The sequence below is a fragment of the Alkalidesulfovibrio alkalitolerans DSM 16529 genome (assembly GCF_000422245.1).
Classification (GTDB): Bacteria; Desulfobacterota; Desulfovibrionia; order Desulfovibrionales; family Desulfovibrionaceae; genus Alkalidesulfovibrio; species Alkalidesulfovibrio alkalitolerans.
Map to the genome: position 1 here is coordinate 78,902 of NZ_ATHI01000003.1, position 15,880 is coordinate 94,781.

Consider the following 15,880-nt stretch of genomic DNA (forward strand, 5'->3'; position numbering starts at 1 on the left):
ACGGACGCGAGGAACGGTTTCTGATGAAGCGGCCAACGGACCACGAGGCCGGGGGCCGCGAGGGCTCTTCTTCAGTCTGGAGCCGCTTCGCCTGGGGAGGCGAGCGCATCGTCACGCACCGCCTGCTGGTGCTCATCGGCCTGGGCGTCCTCTTTGCCCTGGCCTGCTTCTTTCTCATCTTCAAGCTCTGGACGGATTCCTACATCAGCGAATCCGAGATGCAGCGTCGCGCCAATCTCCGCGAGATGGTCACCCTGGCGCGCAACGCCATCGAGCCCATCGTCGAGGACGTCCGCCAGGGCCGTAGCGACCGCGACGAGGCCATCGCGCGTATCCAGATCCTGGTCGGCCGCATGACCTACGACGACGAGCAGGGCAAGAACTACATCTTCATGAGCGCTTACGACGGGACCATGCTCGTGCAGCCCTACGCGCCGGAACTCGTGGGCACCAACCAATGGGAGATGCGCGACCCGGACGGCTTTCCCATCATTCAGGAGCTGGTGCGCACGGCCAGGGACAGCTCCGAGGGCGGCTACGTGACCTACGCCTACCTGCCGCCCGGCTCCAACGTGCCCGAGCTCAAACTCTCCTATGTCGTCGGCATTCCGGAACTACAGTGTTACATCGGCACGGGCAAATATCTGCAAGCCATCCTTGGCCAGCAGATCGCCCTGGTGCGCTGGGCCTACGTTTTGGCCTTCGCGCTGCTTCTGGTCTTCTCCACGCCGCTGTTTCTCTTCGCCCTGGTCTTGCGACGCCAGAACCGGGCGCTGGCGGCCGAGGTCGACGAACGCAGCCGGGCCGAGAATGCTCTTCAGGCCAGCGAATCGCGTTTCAGAGCCTTCATGGAACATCTGCCGGGTCTTGTGGTCATCAAGGACGCGCGGTCACGGTTCGTGTACTTCAACCAACAGTTCCTCGACACATTCCCGGTCAAGGACTGGCATGGCAGGACGCCCGGCGAGTTGTTCTCGCCCGAGGTGGCGGCCAGGATGGTCGAGATGGATCAAAAGGCCCTGCGGGACGGCTTTGTGGTCTACGACGAGGTATGGGACGCCGAGAGCGGCAGGGTGAAGATCCTCGAAATGCGCAAGTTCGCCATCCCGCAGGACGACGGCACGTACATCGGCACCATCGTCAGCGACGTGACCGAGCGCAAGATCAGCGAAGAGAAGTACCGGGTGCTTTTCGAAGCCGCCAAGGACGCCATCCTGATCATCAAGGACGGGCGGATCGTGGAGTGCAACACCTACGCCTCTGAGATGTTCGGCTGCTCCAAGGAGGCGTTGATCGGCGCAAATCCGGCCGAATTCTCTCCCAAGACCCAGCCCGACGGTAGCGACTCGGGCCAGGCCGCGCGGGAATTGATCGAAAAGGCCGTCGCGGGGCGGCCGCAGTTCTTCGAATGGCGCCACCGGCGCTGCAGCGGCGAGCAGTTTACTGTCGAGGTCTCCCTTGTCTCTATGAGCGTCCACGGTGAAACACTCTGCCTTGGTTTCATCCGCGACGTGACCGAGCGCAAGCAGATGGAGGCCATGATGGTCCAGACCGAGAAGATGGTCTCGCTCGGCGGCATCGCGGCCGGAATCGCGCACGAGATCAACAATCCCTTAGGAATCGTGCTTCAGGCGGCGAACAACGTCATCCAGCGACTGCGGCCGGATTTCGAGAAGAACGTCGCGGTCGCGGCCGGGCTCGGCCTCGACATGGAAAAACTCTCGGACTACGTGAGCGCCCGCAAGATCGACGTCTTCGTGGAGGACATCCGGTCCGCGGCCGTGCGCGCCTCGGGTATCGTCAGGCACATGCTCGACTTCAGTAGGCAGAGCGGATCGGTGCGCGGGCCGTGCGATCTTTCGGCCCTTATCGAGCGGGCCGTGACCCTGGCGTCGAGCGACTACGACCTCAAAAAATCATATGACTTCAGGAAGATCGAGATTATCCGTGACATCGCGCCGGACATGCCCCATGTCGTCTGCGCGCAGACCGAGATCGAGCAGGTGGTTTTGAATCTGCTGCGCAACGCGGCCCAGGCCATGGCCTCGGCCGAGCCAGCGGTCGCCGCGCCCCGGATCGTCATCCGGGCGCGCGTTTCAGGGGGCATGGCGCGCATCGAGATCGAGGACAACGGACCCGGAATGGACCAGGAAACACAGCGCCGCATTTTCGAACCCTTCTTCACCACCAAGCCGACGGGCGTTGGAACCGGGCTCGGGTTGTCGGTTTCGTATTTCATCGTCACCAAAGGGCATGGCGGCTCCATAGCCGTGGATTCATCCACCGGGCGGGGCACGATGTTCACCATCGAACTGCCGTTGGATGCGCACGGAGGGGAGCGCTCATGAACGCCACGCGGCCGATGGTCCTTATCCTTGACGACGAGGAGCGGATCAGGGAACTGCTCATCGACTACCTGGGCGACTACGACGAGTTCGACCTCGTGGGCGCGGGTTCGGCCGAGGAGGCGCTGGGGCTACTCGCGCGGCAGCCGGTGGATCTGTGTATGGTCGATATTCGGCTGCCGGGCATGGACGGCGCGGCCTTCATCCTGGCGGCCAGGGAGAGCGGCCTGTGTCCGCGCTTCATTGTCCACACGGGCTCGGTGGGGCTGGCCCTGACCGAGGAGATGCGCGGGGTGGGCCTCACCCGGGACGACGTGTTCCTCAAGCCGGCGGACATCGACAAGATACTCGAACGCATCAGGGAGCGGTTGCGGACCCCCGTGCACGGGGAGGACTAGATGGTGATTTTGGTCATCGACGACGAGGCGGGGCTCAGGCGCTCCTTGTGCGCCTATCTGGAAGACCTCGATTACGAGACCCTGGAGGCCGGGGACGGGCTTGAGGGTCTTGAGATCATGCGCGCCAACCAAGGCCGCCTGGGCGCCATGCTCGTGGACCTGAACATGCCCGGCATGGATGGCTACTCCTTCATCCGTCACGCCGTGGAGGAGACGGACAACATCCCCATCGTCGTCCTTTCGGGCGTCGGCGTCGTGGAGGACGCGCTTCGCGCCATGCGCATGGGCGCCTGGGATTTCATCACCAAGCCCCTGCACGCCTTCGACGTGTTGCGCCACACCCTGGACAAGGTCTTCGAGCGCGCCCGGCTCGTGCGCGAGAACCGCGAATATCAGACGAATCTGGAGCGGCTCGTGCGCGAGCGCACGGCCGAGGTCGAGGCCACGCGGCGACAGGTCATGCAGCGGCTCAGCCGCGCCGCCGAATACAAGGACAACGAGACCGGCCGCCATGTCTTTCGGGTTGGCGAGATCAGCGCGCTCTTGGCCTGCGAACTCGGGCTTGCCGACGAACGCTGCGAGATGGTGCGCGACTGTGCGCCGTTGCACGACGTGGGCAAGATCGGCGTGCCCGACGAGGTGTTACTCAAGCCCGGACCCCTCACGGCCACCGAGTGGGAGGTCATGAAGCGGCACTGCATCTTCGGCTGCGAGATCCTTGGCCCCCTGGACAGCCGCGACGCGGCCCACGGCGCGTGCCTGGACTCCGAAAGAGCCGTGCGCCAGGGCGACAACGAACTGCTCGACCTGGCCCGCTCTCTGGCCCTGTTTCACCATGAGCGGTGGGACGGGAGCGGCTATCCCTTCGGCCTGCGCGGGGAGGAAATCCCCATCGAGGCCAGGATCGTCTCCATCGTGGACGTCTACGACGCATTGTGCAGCGACAGGCCCTACAAGAAGGCCTTCCCCGAAGAGGAGTGCCGCGAGATCATCCGGGCGGGGGCGGGCAGCCAGTTCGATCCGCGCGTGGTCGAGGCATTTCTCGCGCGCATCGAGGAGATTCGCGCCATCCGCGAGATGTGGAAGGATTGAGAGCGGTCAGGCCGTTTCCGGCGCGTCCGCGACGCAGACCTGATTCTTGCCCTGGCGTTTGGCCTGATAGAGGGCCTTGTCGGCCCGGGCCATGAACTGTTCAGGGGTTTCCGATGGATCGAAGAGCGCCACCCCGAAGCTGGCCGTGACGCGCCCGGCCACGTCGAAATCGTGCAGGGCGATGCGGCGCCTGAGCTTTTCGGCCATCTCCTGCGCCCCCTCCAGACCCGTTTCCGGGGCCAGGCAGCAGAACTCCTCGCCGCCGTGTCGGGCAAGAAGATCCACCTGGCGCACGTTCTCCTCCATGATCCGCGCTATCTCGCACAGCACGTGGTCGCCCACCTGGTGGCCGTGGGTGTCGTTCAGGACCTTGAAATCGTCGATATCCAGGATGATGATGCTCAAGTCCTTGGCGTAGCGGCCAGCGCGCACGGCCTCCTTGGCCAGCTCGTCCATGAGGCGGCGGCGGTTGCCAAGGCCTGTGAGCGAATCCTTGAGCGCCAGTTCGAGGTAGAAGTCCCGCTCTTCCTGGATGCGGGTCACGTCCGCGAAGCTGACGATGGAGAAGACCGTGTCTTCCAGGGGCAGGCGACCAACCCTGACCAGGAAGGTGCGTTGCGGCGGCTCGGGCTCGCGACCTGTTGGTGTGCTCACCGCGAGCAGCGGATCGGCGCCACCCCCCTGGCGAACGAGATCCGCGATCCAGGAGACGGAGGCAGCGTGCGGTTGGGGCGAATCTGGATGCTTGGCGGCGTGCGCGGGGGTGATGCGGGTGCCGAGCATGTGCAGGGCGTCGTGTCCCTCGATGCTCGCTATGCCCAAAAAGCGCATCAGCGGCTGGTTCACGTACAGTGCCCGCTCGCCGTCCGTGGTCAGGAACATGTCAGGGTTGTGGTCCATGACCTTGCTGAGCAAGGAGCGCTCGCCGCGGCCGTGCAGGTTGCAACGCCGCGTGAGGCTGACCAACTCGTCGGGAAGCACGGGCTTGCGCGCGAAGCCGTCCACGCGCAGATTGATGGAGGCGAAAAGGGTTTCGTTGTCCGAGTAGGCCGAGACAAGAATGATGCAGACGTCGTTGGACATCTCACGGATGCGTCGCGCAAGTTCCAGGCCGTCCATGCGTGGCATGCGGATGTCGGATACGACGAGGTCGGGGAAGCTGCGCAGGTACGTCTCGAAGGCCTCGTGGCCGTCGACGGCCGTGATGACACGCATCCCGGCCCGGCGCAGGGTCATGGCCATCTGTTCCCGGATGATGGCGTCGTCCTCGGCCACGAGGACCAGGATGCCGTCCTTCTCCGGGCCGGGCTTGTTCATCTCCACCAAAAAAACCTCCCTCGCGACGGAAAATGCATATCCTTTTTTCGTGCGCGCGGGCAAGGGCCGGAACGACTGTTTCCACGCGCCTCGCGTTGACATTCGCGGGGGCAAGAGGGTAGGGGATCGTGTATGGGAAAGCGGGACGTCCTTGAACGCGAGCAGCGCGAGGCCTTTCGTGACTATCTGGCACGAAAGCGGCTGAAGATGACGCCGCAGCGCATGCGTATTCTCGACGCTTTCCTCGCCTCGGAAGGGCACCTTTCCTCCGAGGATCTCTACCATCGGGTGCGCGAGGTGGACAACACCGTGGGGCAAGCCACGGTCTACCGCACCCTCAAGCTCCTCTCCGATTCCGGCATAGCCAAGGAAGTGGACTTCGCCGAGGGCGTGGCCCGCTACGAGCACGGCTTCCACGACGAGCACCACGACCATCTCATCTGCCAGCGCTGCCGGGCCACCGTGGAGGTGGCGGACGAACGCATCGAGCGCCTTCAGGAAGATCTCGCCGCCAAGCACGGCTATCGCCTGACCGGCCACAGCATGTGCCTCTATGGCATCTGTCCTCGCTGTCGCGCCAAGGAATAACCCTCCAGGCCACTGAAAAGACGCCATCTGCGGCGTTGCAGCAAAAGCGCCGGACCCTCGCGCGTCATTTACGCGTCGGGCCTAGCGCTTTTGTGCGTCGTGCATCCTGTGGCTTTGGGTGGCCTGGGGAAGCGCCGTCCGCCGCGCTTTGCGGCCAATCCCGCGGCGCGGCGCATGGAGTCGGGCGAGGTCGCGTCCGGTCCGGCAGATCCCCCGGCTGTGGGAAAAAATTTCGCAGATGGCAAGAAAATCAGCGGAGAACGCCGAAAAGGGTGTTGACAATCATTCTCATTTGAATAAAGTGTAGTGCAACAATGACGACCGAGGTGCCCCATGTGTTCCCTGTGCTCCCATAAGCCCCTGAGCGACTTCCCCAGCGGAAGCACGGTCACGATCGAGCGTTTTTGCGATTGCGCGGGCGGGCAGTGCAGGTGCCGCCTGTGCGCCCTGGGGCTGACCCCTGGCACGCGGGTGATTGTCGATTCGGCCGGGCCGGGCGGCTGCCGCATCAGGGTGCGCGGCGCGGATCTCGTCATCGGTCAGGGCATGGCCGAGAAGGTGCTCGCCTCGCCGGTCCAAAATTAGGGGGTATCGAGTGGACACCGCCATCGTCGTCGTCATCGTGGCCCTGGCCGCCGCCGTGGTCGCGCGCCAGATTCTGGCCTCCCGCAAGGGAGGGTGCGGCTGCGGTTCCGAGTGCGCCTCGGGCTGCCAGCCTGGCTCGTGCGGGACCTCGCCGGGCAAGGACGGCTCCTGCTCGTGCGCGTCGCGAAACGACCTGGGGGCCTCGCCCAGGGACGAGATTCGCTGACCCGGGCCTCGAAACAACAACGAAACAGGGTCTTCGAAACGGGCTTCCCCGCGTGGGGAGGAGGGGCGGGTGTGCGCCCTGACGTGACGAGACGGCCCTTTGAGGGGGATTCATGGAATCGACTATCGGCCTTCGTCAACTGGCCCTCGGGCAGCGGGCGGTCATCGCGCGTGTAAAGGCCTCGGGCGAGCTCGGCCGCCGCATCAGGGACATGGGGCTCGTGGCCGGAGCCGAGATCGAGGTCGTGGGCCGCGCGCCCCTGAACGACCCCGTGGCCCTGCGCCTGAAGAATTTCACCCTGACCCTGCGCAACAACGAGGCCGACAACATCCTCGTCACGCCCATCGCGCCCACGCAAGGAGCCCGTTCATGACCAAGGCCTGCGCCATCGCCCTCGCCGGAAACCCCAACGCCGGAAAAACCACCGTCTTCAACGCCCTCACCGGCGCCCGCCAGCATGTGGGCAACTACCCGGGCATCACCGTGGAGCGCAAGGTGGGCACGGCCAAGGCCGGCGACACGGAGCTTCGCATCACCGACCTGCCGGGAACCTATTCCCTGACCGCCTACAGCCAGGAAGAGCTCGTCGCGCGCCGCGTGCTCATCGAGGAAAAGCCGGACGCGGTGATCAACGTGGTCAACGCGGGCGTTTTGGAGCGCAACCTCTACCTCACGGTCCAGCTCCTCGAGATCGGCGTGCCTCTGGTGGTCTCGCTGAACATGATGGACGAGGCCAAGCGCCAGGGCCTGACCATCAACGTCAAGCGCCTCTCCGAGCTTCTGGGCGCGCCCGTGATCGAGACCGTGGCCCGCACCGGCCGGGGCGTGGAGGAGACGGCCCTGGCCGCCGCCCGCCTCGCGGACAAACGCAAGGGCGAGAAGCTGCCCCTGGTCATCTCCTACGGTCCGGATCTCGACCCGGTCATTGCGGAAATGGCGGAAATGCTCGGGCAGGCAGGCTTTTCGGACGCGGACTACGCCCCGCGCTGGCTGGCCATCAAGTACCTGGAGGGCGACGCCGAGGTCATGGACATGATCCGGGGCCGCGACCAGGGCCTTGCCGAACGGCTGGGCCAGATGGCCGAGCGGGTGGCCGATCACTGCCAGAAGACCCTGGGCACCTACCCCGAGGCGCTCATCGCGGACTACCGCTACGGCTTCATCTCTTCGATCCTCAAGCAGGACGTGGTGCAGCTCAACCGCATCGACCGCGTAGCGCTCTCCGATCGCATCGACACCGTGCTGACCCACAAGCTGCTCGGCCCGGCCGCCATGCTCGGCATTCTCTACGCCATCTACCAGTTCACCTTCGTGGTGGGCGACATCCCCATGGGCTGGATGGCCGACTTCTTCTCCTGGCTCGGCGACGTGGCCGGAGCCGCCCTGCCCGAAGGGCACCTGCGCTCGCTCGTGGTCTCTGGCGTCATCGACGGCGTGGGCGGCGTGCTCAGCTTCGTGCCGCTCATCGCCATCATCTTCCTGATCATTTCCTTCCTCGAGGACTCTGGCTACATGGCGCGCATCGCCTACATGCTGGACCGCCTCTTCCGCATGTTCGGGCTGCACGGCTGCTCGGTCATGCCTTTCATCGTCTCCGGCGGCATCGCGGGCGGATGCGCCGTGCCCGGCGTGATGGCCGCGCGCACCCTGCGCAGCCGTCGCGAGAAGCTGGCCACGGTGCTCACCGCGCCCTTCATGACCTGCGGCGCCAAGCTGCCCGTGTTCCTCATGCTCGTGGCCATCTTCTTCCCCGACAACCAGGCCCAGGCCATGTTCCTGGTCACGCTCGCGGCTTGGCTGATCGCCCTGCTGGTGGCCAAGCTGCTGCGTTCCACCGTCATCTCCGGCCCTTCCACGCCCTTCGTCATGGAACTGCCACCCTACCGCCTGCCCACGCTGCGCGGCATGTGCATCCACACCTGGGAGCGCACCTGGCACTTCATCAAGCGGGCCACCACCGTGGTCCTGCCCATCTCCATCCTGCTGTGGGCCGCCATGACCTACCCGGGCCTGCCCGAGAGCGATGTCGAGCAGTTCGAGACGGCCCGGACCCAGATCGAGGCCCAGGTGGCCGAGGCCGAGACCCTGGGCGACGAGGATCTCGTCGCCGGGTTCGAGGACGCCCTGGCCGAGGTGGAGGCCGAGGAGGCCATGGCCGCGCTCAAGAATTCGCTGGCCGGACGATTCGGCGTGGCGCTTGAGGGCGTCACCAAGTGGGCCGGGTACGAATGGCGCACAAACATCGCCCTGGCCGCCGGATTCGCGGCCAAGGAGGTCATCGTCTCCACCCTGGGCACGGCCTATTCCCTGGGCGAGACCGACCCCGAGGAGGCCGAGCCGCTCATGGAGCGGCTGAAGAACGAGCCGGGATGGACCATGGCCAAGGGCGTGAGCCTCATCCTCTTCACCATGCTCTACGCGCCGTGCTTCATGACCGTCTTCACCATCCGCCAGGAGTCCGGCTCCTGGGGCTGGGCCGTGTTCTCCATGGTTTTCAACACCGCCCTGGCCTTTGCCGCGGCCGTGACCGCCTACCAGATACTGAGCTGACCCTCGCGGGCGAACCGCGATCCCGCAGGAGGGCCGCCCCGGTGTGCGCACACCGGGGCGGCCTTTTCGTTTGTGCGAGTCATTGGCGTTTTGCGCATCTCGGACTTCATGCGGGGCATTTATTGCTTCTCCCTGCGTTGGGGCCCCTTTGCGGCTTCACTCGGGCAAGGTTGTGTGCCATTATAGAATTAATGAAATGACAAATCCGCGCCGGGTCAACGCGGGCAGGAGGGATCATGCGTATTGCCGGACGTCTGTTGATCACGCAATCCATCGCGGCCGTTGTTTTCCTCGCCATTGTCTGGGCCTCCGGGGATACCCTCGCGCCGCTCGGGGCATGGGGCGTGGCCGTGGTTCTCTTCCTTGGCGCCGGGCTTCTGACCGCGGTAGGACTTTCGCGTTCCCTGGATTCGGTTTCGACCCATGTCGCGGCCGTGGCGGCGGGTGATTTCTCGACGAAGCCGCCGGAGCTCGCGGGAGCACCCGCTGAGGTCACGCGCACGGCAGCCGCCTTGGCGGACCTCGTGGCCGAGATGAAGCGCACCAAGGGGCTCACTTCCGGCATCCTGGGCGGCCTGCCCATGCCTTATCTGCTCGTGGACGCACAGGAGAAGGCCGTGGCCACCAACCAGGCCTGCATGGACATGGTCCAGATCGACGGTCCGCCGCAAAAGCAGCTCGGCCGCACCCTGGCCGAAATCTTCTACAACGATCCGGGCCGTCAGACCGCTGTGGGCAAGTCCATCCGCGAGGGCCAGATATTCCGCAATCTCGAAGTCACCATAACGGGCCACAAGGGCGGACAACGCCACGTGCTGGCCAATGTCTTCCCCCTCTACGACCTGGACAACCGCTGTATCGGCGGCCTGTGCCTGTATCTGGACATGACCACCATCAAGGAGCAGGAGGCGCGCATCTGCGCCCAGAACGATCTGATGACCGCGGCGGCGGCCAAGGCCACGTCCGTCTCGCGCGATCTGACCGACTCGGCCGCCTCGCTGCGCGCCCAGGTGTCGCAGGCGGGCGAGGCCGTGGGACGGCAGCGCGACGCCGCCTCGCAGGTGGCGGTCTCCATGGGCGAGATGAACGCGGCCATCCTGGAAGTGGCCAAGGGCGCGTCCACGGCCGCCGGTCTGGCCGACAACGCCCGGCAAAGGGCCCAGGAGGGCGCGGCGGCCGTTACCGAGGTACGGCGCGGCATGGAGGGCGTGGCCAAGCAGGCCGCGAACCTCAAGGCCGACATGGGCGAGCTCGGCCGCCAAGCCGAAGGCATCGGCGCGGTGACCTCGGTCATCACCGATATCGCGGACCAGACGAATCTGCTGGCGCTCAACGCCGCCATCGAGGCCGCGCGCGCGGGTGACGCTGGCCGGGGCTTCGCCGTGGTGGCCGACGAGGTCAGAAAGCTCGCCGAGAAGACCATGCAGGCCACGGGCGAGGTGGCCAAGGCCGTGGCCGGAATCCGCGAAAGCGTCACGCGCAGCGTCTCGGGCACCGACGCGGCCGTGGGGGCCATCGAAACGAACACCAAACGCATGGACGAGTCGGGCCGTGTGCTGGCCGAGATCGTGGGGCTGACCGAGAAGACGGCGGATAGCGTGCAGGGCATCGCGGCGGCGGCCGAGGAGCAGTCTTCGTCGAGCGAGGCCGTGGCGGGCTCCATCGAGGACATCGCGCGCGAGGCCGAGACGAGCGCCCAGGCCATGGAAGAGGCCGAGCACGCGGTGGAAGGGCTGGTGCGGCTGACCGTGGAACTCGACCAGGTCGTGGCCGATCTCAAGGCCACGTCGTCCGGCCAGGACGCGGACAGGTGCAAGTAGGGGGCAGGTTGCCGAAAAAGCCCCATCTGCCGCGTTGTAGCGACACGTTCAAACCCTCGCGTATGCGAACTGCGCGGCGGCCGTGATCGTGCCTCGCGCCTCTTGACTGCCGGGCGGGGAATGGATAGGTAAACCTCCCTTGTCATGCCAGCTTAGCTCAGTTGGTAGAGCAGCTGATTCGTAATCAGCAGGCCGGGGGTTCAAGTCCCCCAGCTGGCTCCAGAGAACTCAGGAGGTTGCAGAGAAATCCGCAGCCTCCTCTTCTTTTTTCGGCCTCAAGGTGTCCATCCAGGTGTCCGTTCCGCTGAAAGTCCGCGCGAGTGCGCAGCCGTTTTATTGGATATTGGATGCCGATATAAGCTATGCAAAGCCCATGAAAGCTCTCTCTGTACGTCAACCTTGGGCGCAACTCATTGCTGAGGGTATCAAGACAATCGAGATACGGTCTCGCCCATGGAAATACCGTGGGCCGCTCGTGATCTGCGCCACGGCCAAGCCCGTGTTTCTGGACGACGACGGGGTGCCTCTGCCGTGTGGATGCGCTGTCTGCGTGGTGGACATGGTGGACTGCCGTCCTCTCACGATGGACGATGCAGATGCAGCATACATGGATTTTGAGGACGGGGCGTGCGACGGGCAATGGGCATGGGTGCTCGCCAATGCCAGAATGGTCGAGCCCGTGCCCGTCAAGGGACAGCTTCAACCCTGGGACTGGAATGGTCCGCAACTTCGGATTTGAACCTCTCGAAAACGATGCCCTCCCAGTATGCCTGATTGCGACGCGAGAAGTCTTTTCCAGTCAATTTCAACGCGCGCATAACCTTCTTCGCAGCCGATCTTGCCGTGCTCCACGCCTCACACGGCCAGAAAACGCCGGGCGTCCACGCCCAGGGCCTCGGCCAGCTTGCGGGCGTTCTGCCTGCCGATGGTCCGCTTGCCATGCTCCATTTCGGAAATATGCCGCCGGGGAATGCCGGTCTTCGCGGCAAGCTCCTCCTGCGTCATGCCCTCCCGATACCTCGCGCCCGAAAGAAAGACGCCGGGCAGTTCATCATCGGAGTAGCCCAGGGCCTCGCGCCAGGGAACGGCCTTCTCGCCTTCCGTGAATCCGAGCGCCAGCATGACCGCACGCGCTTCCTTTGCCTTGCCCTTGGGGCCGGTGAAGCACAGCGCCACGGCGTCAGTACGGGGCTTTCTCGTGCGTTCCTGCATACGTCACCTCCACAAGCCGGATACCCCGGTCGCTTTCTTCCCATACCGCGACGTAGGTCGGCTTGCCTTTCTTCAAATGGCAGTGGTGGCGGCCAGGGGCCAGCTTGGAATAATTCGGCCAGTCGCCCCGCACCGGCCCGCCCTCCTCAATGTCCGCCATGAGCAGGACCAATGCTCGTCGCACTTGCTCGGGCAGCTTGCGAAGACCCTTGTGCGCCTTGGGGGTGATTTCAACCGTCCACTGCATACCTGCCTCTTCCATGTACTAATAAATGGTACATGGTCAACCCCCGCCCGCTGTGCGGATCAAAATGACCTTGCCGGGCTCCGGCCTTTCGTCGATAGCGCGGGCCAAGAGCCTGTCCCACCGGGCCATGACGCGGCGCTTCTCGTCGATCCGCAGCGCGCGGGCATAGCGCTTCTGGCCAACGCTGGCCCTAATTCCGAGGTTGAGCGCTCCGGCTAAGGCCGGAGCGCTCAGGCCGCCCCAGATATCCCATCTGCTGCGTTGCTGTGAAAAGTTCAAACCCTCGCGTATGCGAAATACGCGAGGGTTTGAACGTATCTTGCGCCTTGCATCTGGAACCTTTTGGCCGGCCTGAGAAATTGAGACCGTTGGCGATGCCGTGGAGCGGCTAATCCCCCCGGCCGCCCTTGGGCGGGAAGGGACGCTTGCCGCCGGGCTTGCCTCCCGGCTTGCCCTTGCCGCCCGCGCCGCCATAACCGCCCTTGCTCGCGAAAGGCCGCTTGCCGCCGCGGGGGGCAAAGCCCCCCGGACGCCCGTCGCGGCGGGGCATGTCGGACATCAGGCCGTCGTTCGGGGCGGCTGGCTCCACATGCAGCCGGTTGCCGCGAATCTGGTTGCCGTTCATGATCTTCAAAACGTCCGCGCCGTATTCCTCGGGCACTTCCACAAAGGTCGCCTGCTCGAAGATGCCGATCTTGCCGATGAGGCGGCCGGGAAGCCCCGTCTCGCCCGCGATGGCCCCGACCACGTCCTTGACCTGTACGTCGTGCGCGCGGCCCACGTCGAGCCTGAGCCGCACCATGCCCGGCTGCGCTCCGGTGTCGCCGAAATCGTGGCTGCCCTGGCGCGGCCCTTTCTCCTCGGCCTCGGCCTCCGGCCCCATGAGCATCTTGAGCAGCGCGGCGGCAAGCTCCAGCGAGGACGCCTCTTCCTGCTCCACGAAGCTCTCGGCTAGGCGAAGCTGCTTGTCCAGGCCGCCCGTGGCGATGGTCTCGCGCACGAGCCCGAGGAACTTGGCGGTTTTGGCCTGCTCCACGTCCGAGAGGCTGGGCACGCGCTGCTGCACCACCCGCGCCTTGGTGTAGTGCTGGATGTCGCGCAGCTTGTAAAATTCCTTGCCCCAGACGAAGGTGAAGGCCCGGCCCGTGCGCCCGGCCCGGCCGGTGCGGCCGATGCGGTGCACGTAGTTCTCCACGTCGCTTGGGATGTCGTAGTTGAAGACCGCCTCGATGTCGTCCACGTCGATGCCGCGCGCTGCCACGTCCGTGGCCACGAGGATCTCGATGGTCCCGGCCCGGAACTTGTTCATGACCCGGTCGCGCAGGGCCTGGCTCATGTCGCCGTGCAGGATATCGGCCAGGTAGCCGCGCGCCTGCAGGTGCTCGCCGATCTGCTCCACGCCGCGCTTGGTGTTGGCGAAGACGATGGACAGCTTGGGGTTGGTCACGTCGATGACGCGGCACATGGCGTCCAGGCGCGCGGAGCGGTGCACCTCGTAGGCGATCTGCTCCACGCCTGGCACGGTCAGCTCCTTGGGCGAGACCTTGGCCATGGCCGGGTCGCGCAGGAACTGCTTGGCCAGGCGCAAAATTTCGGGCGGCATGGTGGCCGAAAAGAACACGGTCTGCCGTTCTTCGGGCACGGCGCTCAGGATGTGCTCGATGTCCTCGCGAAAGCCCATGTCGAGCATCACGTCGGCCTCGTCGAGCACGGCGACGCGTACCGCGTCGAGCTTGAGCGTGCCGCGCTCCATGTGGTCCATGACCCGGCCCGGCGTGCCGATAACCACCTGCGCGCCCTGCTTGAGAGCCCTGAACTGGCGGTCGATGGGCTGCCCGCCGTACACGGGCAGGACGCTGACCCCACGCCGGTACTTGGCCAGGGCGTTGATCTCTTCGGCCACCTGGATAGCCAACTCGCGCGTGGGGCAGAGAACGATGGCCTGCACGCGGCGATCGGCCGGGTCGATGGCCTCCAGGATGGGGATGCCGAAAGCGGCGGTCTTGCCGGTGCCGGTCTGGGCCTGGCCAATGACGTCGCGGCCCTGAAGCAGGAAGGGGATGGCCAGGGCCTGGACGGGCGAGGCTTCCTCGAACCCCATGTCCTTGATGGCCTTGAGCGTTTCCGTGGACAGGGCGAGGTCGTCGAATTTGAGCGGTTCCATATGGTATCCTTGTGATTCGTGCGGCCGGTTCGCGGCCGTGGCGGGAGAAAGTCCGGCGGTGGAGGCCGGGCTATACGCTCCCAGGGCGCGGCCGTAAAGCGCCAAATGCCGGGTTTTCCGCAGACTCAGGCCCGGCGGGCGCAAAAATCGAAACTATTTTCAAGAATATCACCGATTGCTTTGGCCTGCCACACGAAAAGGGAGGAAAACGCCTGCTAAAATAGCTGCCATAATCCGCTCCAGCCTGCGGCCCGCTCAGGAATATTTCGCGGCCAGGATGTCCAGGGCGCGTTGCTCGCGCCGGGTGTAGAGATCCTCGTCGAAGAGCGAGGTCCAGCCCACGTCGTGGCGCACCACCTTGGCCAGCGGCACGTGGCGAAAGGACATCCCCAGGTGGACCATGTCGCGGAACCAGGCCACGCCGATGTCGAGCACGCCGTTGCCGGTCTCGGGGTTGCCCAGGTCCAGGTAGGCCCCGAACGGCACGGCCGGCCCCCGCGGCATGGTCAGGGGCAGCGTTTCGGCCACGTCGATCAGGCAGCAGAACTCGTTCAGGCGGCATTCGGGCAGCGGCCAGGGACGCTTGCGCAGATCCTCGCGCGGCTCGTCCAGGTAGCGGCGGCGATAGATGGCGGGGTCGAGCGCCGCGTACAGCCCGCAAAGCTCCTTGAAATCCGGCCTGTACTCCCGGTAGCGGCCAGGACCGCAGCGGCCCAGGTGCATGGCCGGGCAGAGATGGCACTGGCCGATCTCGCCCGCGCCCGCCTGCCCCTCCATGGCCGCCTGCAAAAGCCCCACGGCGTCGCCGACGAATTCGCAGTCGTTGTGGATGAGCAGGAGCAGGCGCTTGTCAGTGCGCTCGAAGGCGTACTGGTAGCGCAGGGCGTGACGGTAGGAGGCGTCGCCCATGCGCGCGGCGTTCATGGGATAGCGCCAGTTGCACAGCCTGGGGCGAAAGCGCAGGGCGCGGTCGCCGAGCAGGTCGAGCAGCGCCGAATGGGCGTAGTTATCGTTGATGGGGTTGTTCTCCTCGATGAAGAACACCTTGTCGATGCGATGGCCGCTGTGGCGCAGCAGGGAGACCAGGGCGAGCGTGGTCTGGGCGGGCTTGCCCAGGACGTTGATCGCCACGTCGACGAGTTCTCGGCTCATGGCGTGGAAAGACTCCTGTTCACGGGACCAGAACTACAACAAGGGGCACACGGCCGCAACAGCCCCAAAAAGCGCCACCCGCCGCGTTGCCGCGAAAGCGCCTTGCATCTGGCGTCCCCGGAACGGGCTGCGGAATGGCGTCTGGCATCAACCCGGACCGCCAAGGGAGGGTTCGGGCGACGAA

At 65.3% G+C, this 15,880-nt stretch carries 16 protein-coding genes and 1 tRNA gene; 11 read left to right on the forward strand and 6 right to left on the reverse strand.

What is annotated here, in order from left to right; all coding sequences use genetic code 11:
* Nucleotides 1-23: 23 nt before the first annotated feature.
* From DSAT_RS14710 to DSAT_RS01725, 3 genes are read left to right on the forward strand one after another with little or no spacing between them, the layout of a single operon-like run.
* On the forward strand, nucleotides 24-2,348 hold the full coding sequence (locus DSAT_RS14710; RefSeq protein WP_020885855.1) for a cache domain-containing protein: 2,325 nt from the start codon (nucleotides 24-26) through the stop codon (nucleotides 2,346-2,348).
* Complete coding sequence (locus tag DSAT_RS01720) at nucleotides 2,345-2,743, forward strand: response regulator (RefSeq protein ID WP_020885856.1); 399 nt, start codon at nucleotides 2,345-2,347, stop codon at nucleotides 2,741-2,743. Before DSAT_RS14710 ends, DSAT_RS01720 begins: the two co-directional genes overlap by 4 nt.
* The gene (locus DSAT_RS01725) at nucleotides 2,744-3,835 is read left to right on the forward strand and encodes an HD-GYP domain-containing protein (RefSeq protein WP_020885857.1); all 1,092 of its coding nucleotides are present in this window, start codon (nucleotides 2,744-2,746) and stop codon (nucleotides 3,833-3,835) included. It abuts the gene before it with no gap.
* Nucleotides 3,836-3,841: 6 nt separating this feature from the next.
* Here the strand turns inward: DSAT_RS01725 and DSAT_RS01730 are convergent, their stop codons facing one another.
* Nucleotides 3,842-5,152 (reverse strand): GGDEF domain-containing response regulator, encoded by a 1,311-nt coding sequence (locus tag DSAT_RS01730; protein ID WP_152490198.1) that lies wholly within the window; start codon nucleotides 5,150-5,152, stop codon nucleotides 3,842-3,844.
* 132 nt (nucleotides 5,153-5,284) lie between these two features.
* On the opposite strand from DSAT_RS01730, the gene DSAT_RS01735 reads away from it, so the two are divergent.
* The 8 genes from DSAT_RS01735 to DSAT_RS01770 all read left to right on the forward strand — a co-directional run bounded on the left by DSAT_RS01735 (nucleotide 5,285) and on the right by DSAT_RS01770 (nucleotide 11,660).
* A complete protein-coding gene (locus DSAT_RS01735) occupies nucleotides 5,285-5,740 on the forward strand; it encodes a Fur family transcriptional regulator (RefSeq protein ID WP_020885859.1) in 456 nt (151 codons plus the stop codon).
* A 333-nt stretch (nucleotides 5,741-6,073) separates the two neighbouring features.
* Entirely contained in the window at nucleotides 6,074-6,325 is a 252-nt protein-coding gene (locus DSAT_RS01740; protein WP_020885860.1) for a FeoA family protein, read from the forward strand.
* Nucleotides 6,326-6,335: 10 nt separating this feature from the next.
* Nucleotides 6,336-6,551 (forward strand): hypothetical protein, encoded by a 216-nt coding sequence (locus tag DSAT_RS15650; protein WP_020885861.1) that lies wholly within the window; start codon nucleotides 6,336-6,338, stop codon nucleotides 6,549-6,551.
* A gap of 112 nt (nucleotides 6,552-6,663) precedes the next feature.
* Complete coding sequence (locus DSAT_RS01750; protein ID WP_020885862.1) at nucleotides 6,664-6,924, forward strand: FeoA family protein; 261 nt, start codon at nucleotides 6,664-6,666, stop codon at nucleotides 6,922-6,924.
* Nucleotides 6,921-9,101, forward strand: a complete 2,181-nt coding sequence (gene feoB / locus DSAT_RS01755; protein ID WP_020885863.1) for a ferrous iron transport protein B — start codon at nucleotides 6,921-6,923, stop codon at nucleotides 9,099-9,101. The genes DSAT_RS01750 and feoB overlap by 4 nt, the downstream gene beginning before the upstream one ends.
* A 236-nt stretch (nucleotides 9,102-9,337) precedes the next feature.
* The gene (locus tag DSAT_RS01760) at nucleotides 9,338-10,921 is read left to right on the forward strand and encodes a methyl-accepting chemotaxis protein (RefSeq protein WP_020885864.1); all 1,584 of its coding nucleotides are present in this window, start codon (nucleotides 9,338-9,340) and stop codon (nucleotides 10,919-10,921) included.
* Nucleotides 10,922-11,067: 146 nt separating this feature from the next.
* Nucleotides 11,068-11,143, forward strand: a tRNA-Thr gene (locus DSAT_RS01765).
* Between the two features lie 70 nt (nucleotides 11,144-11,213).
* Nucleotides 11,214-11,660 carry an ASCH domain-containing protein gene (locus tag DSAT_RS01770; RefSeq protein WP_235695908.1) on the forward strand — a complete coding sequence of 149 codons (447 nt, stop codon included), beginning with the start codon at nucleotides 11,214-11,216 and terminating at the stop codon, nucleotides 11,658-11,660.
* 116 nt (nucleotides 11,661-11,776) lie between these two features.
* Here DSAT_RS01770 and DSAT_RS01775 read toward each other — a convergent pair whose 3' ends face one another.
* The 5 genes from DSAT_RS01775 to DSAT_RS01795 form a co-directional block, all read right to left on the reverse strand.
* Nucleotides 11,777-12,133, reverse strand: coding sequence for a helix-turn-helix domain-containing protein (locus DSAT_RS01775; RefSeq protein WP_020885865.1), 357 nt, complete (start codon nucleotides 12,131-12,133; stop codon nucleotides 11,777-11,779).
* Nucleotides 12,102-12,380, reverse strand: a complete 279-nt coding sequence (locus tag DSAT_RS01780; RefSeq protein ID WP_020885866.1) for a type II toxin-antitoxin system RelE family toxin — start codon at nucleotides 12,378-12,380, stop codon at nucleotides 12,102-12,104. The genes DSAT_RS01775 and DSAT_RS01780 overlap by 32 nt, the downstream gene beginning before the upstream one ends.
* Before the next feature lie 36 nt (nucleotides 12,381-12,416).
* On the reverse strand, nucleotides 12,417-12,659 hold the full coding sequence (locus DSAT_RS01785) for a hypothetical protein (RefSeq protein WP_040370563.1): 243 nt from the start codon (nucleotides 12,657-12,659) through the stop codon (nucleotides 12,417-12,419).
* 109 nt (nucleotides 12,660-12,768) lie between these two features.
* Nucleotides 12,769-14,544, reverse strand: coding sequence for a DEAD/DEAH box helicase (locus DSAT_RS01790; protein WP_020885867.1), 1,776 nt, complete (start codon nucleotides 14,542-14,544; stop codon nucleotides 12,769-12,771).
* Between the two features lie 255 nt (nucleotides 14,545-14,799).
* Nucleotides 14,800-15,696, reverse strand: a complete 897-nt coding sequence (locus DSAT_RS01795; protein WP_020885868.1) for a hypothetical protein — start codon at nucleotides 15,694-15,696, stop codon at nucleotides 14,800-14,802.
* Nucleotides 15,697-15,880: the final 184 nt, after the last annotated feature.

Excerpts from the sequence above, each read along its gene's own strand:
- DSAT_RS14710 (WP_020885855.1), top strand. The coding sequence starts at position 24 with ATGAAGCGGCCAACGGACCACGAGGCCGGGGGCCGCGAGGGCTCTTCT.
- DSAT_RS01720 (WP_020885856.1), top strand. The coding sequence starts at position 2,345 with ATGAACGCCACGCGGCCGATGGTCCTTATCCTTGACGACGAGGAGCGG.
- DSAT_RS01725 (WP_020885857.1), top strand. The coding sequence starts at position 2,744 with ATGGTGATTTTGGTCATCGACGACGAGGCGGGGCTCAGGCGCTCCTTG.
- DSAT_RS01730 (WP_152490198.1), bottom strand. The coding sequence starts at position 5,152 with ATGAACAAGCCCGGCCCGGAGAAGGACGGCATCCTGGTCCTCGTGGCC.
- DSAT_RS01735 (WP_020885859.1), top strand. The coding sequence starts at position 5,285 with ATGGGAAAGCGGGACGTCCTTGAACGCGAGCAGCGCGAGGCCTTTCGT.
- DSAT_RS01740 (WP_020885860.1), top strand. The coding sequence starts at position 6,074 with ATGTGTTCCCTGTGCTCCCATAAGCCCCTGAGCGACTTCCCCAGCGGA.
- DSAT_RS01750 (WP_020885862.1), top strand. The coding sequence starts at position 6,664 with ATGGAATCGACTATCGGCCTTCGTCAACTGGCCCTCGGGCAGCGGGCG.
- feoB (WP_020885863.1), top strand. The coding sequence starts at position 6,921 with ATGACCAAGGCCTGCGCCATCGCCCTCGCCGGAAACCCCAACGCCGGA.
- DSAT_RS01760 (WP_020885864.1), top strand. The coding sequence starts at position 9,338 with ATGCGTATTGCCGGACGTCTGTTGATCACGCAATCCATCGCGGCCGTT.
- DSAT_RS01775 (WP_020885865.1), bottom strand. The coding sequence starts at position 12,133 with ATGCAGGAACGCACGAGAAAGCCCCGTACTGACGCCGTGGCGCTGTGC.
- DSAT_RS01780 (WP_020885866.1), bottom strand. The coding sequence starts at position 12,380 with ATGCAGTGGACGGTTGAAATCACCCCCAAGGCGCACAAGGGTCTTCGC.
- DSAT_RS01790 (WP_020885867.1), bottom strand. The coding sequence starts at position 14,544 with ATGGAACCGCTCAAATTCGACGACCTCGCCCTGTCCACGGAAACGCTC.
- DSAT_RS01795 (WP_020885868.1), bottom strand. The coding sequence starts at position 15,696 with ATGAGCCGAGAACTCGTCGACGTGGCGATCAACGTCCTGGGCAAGCCC.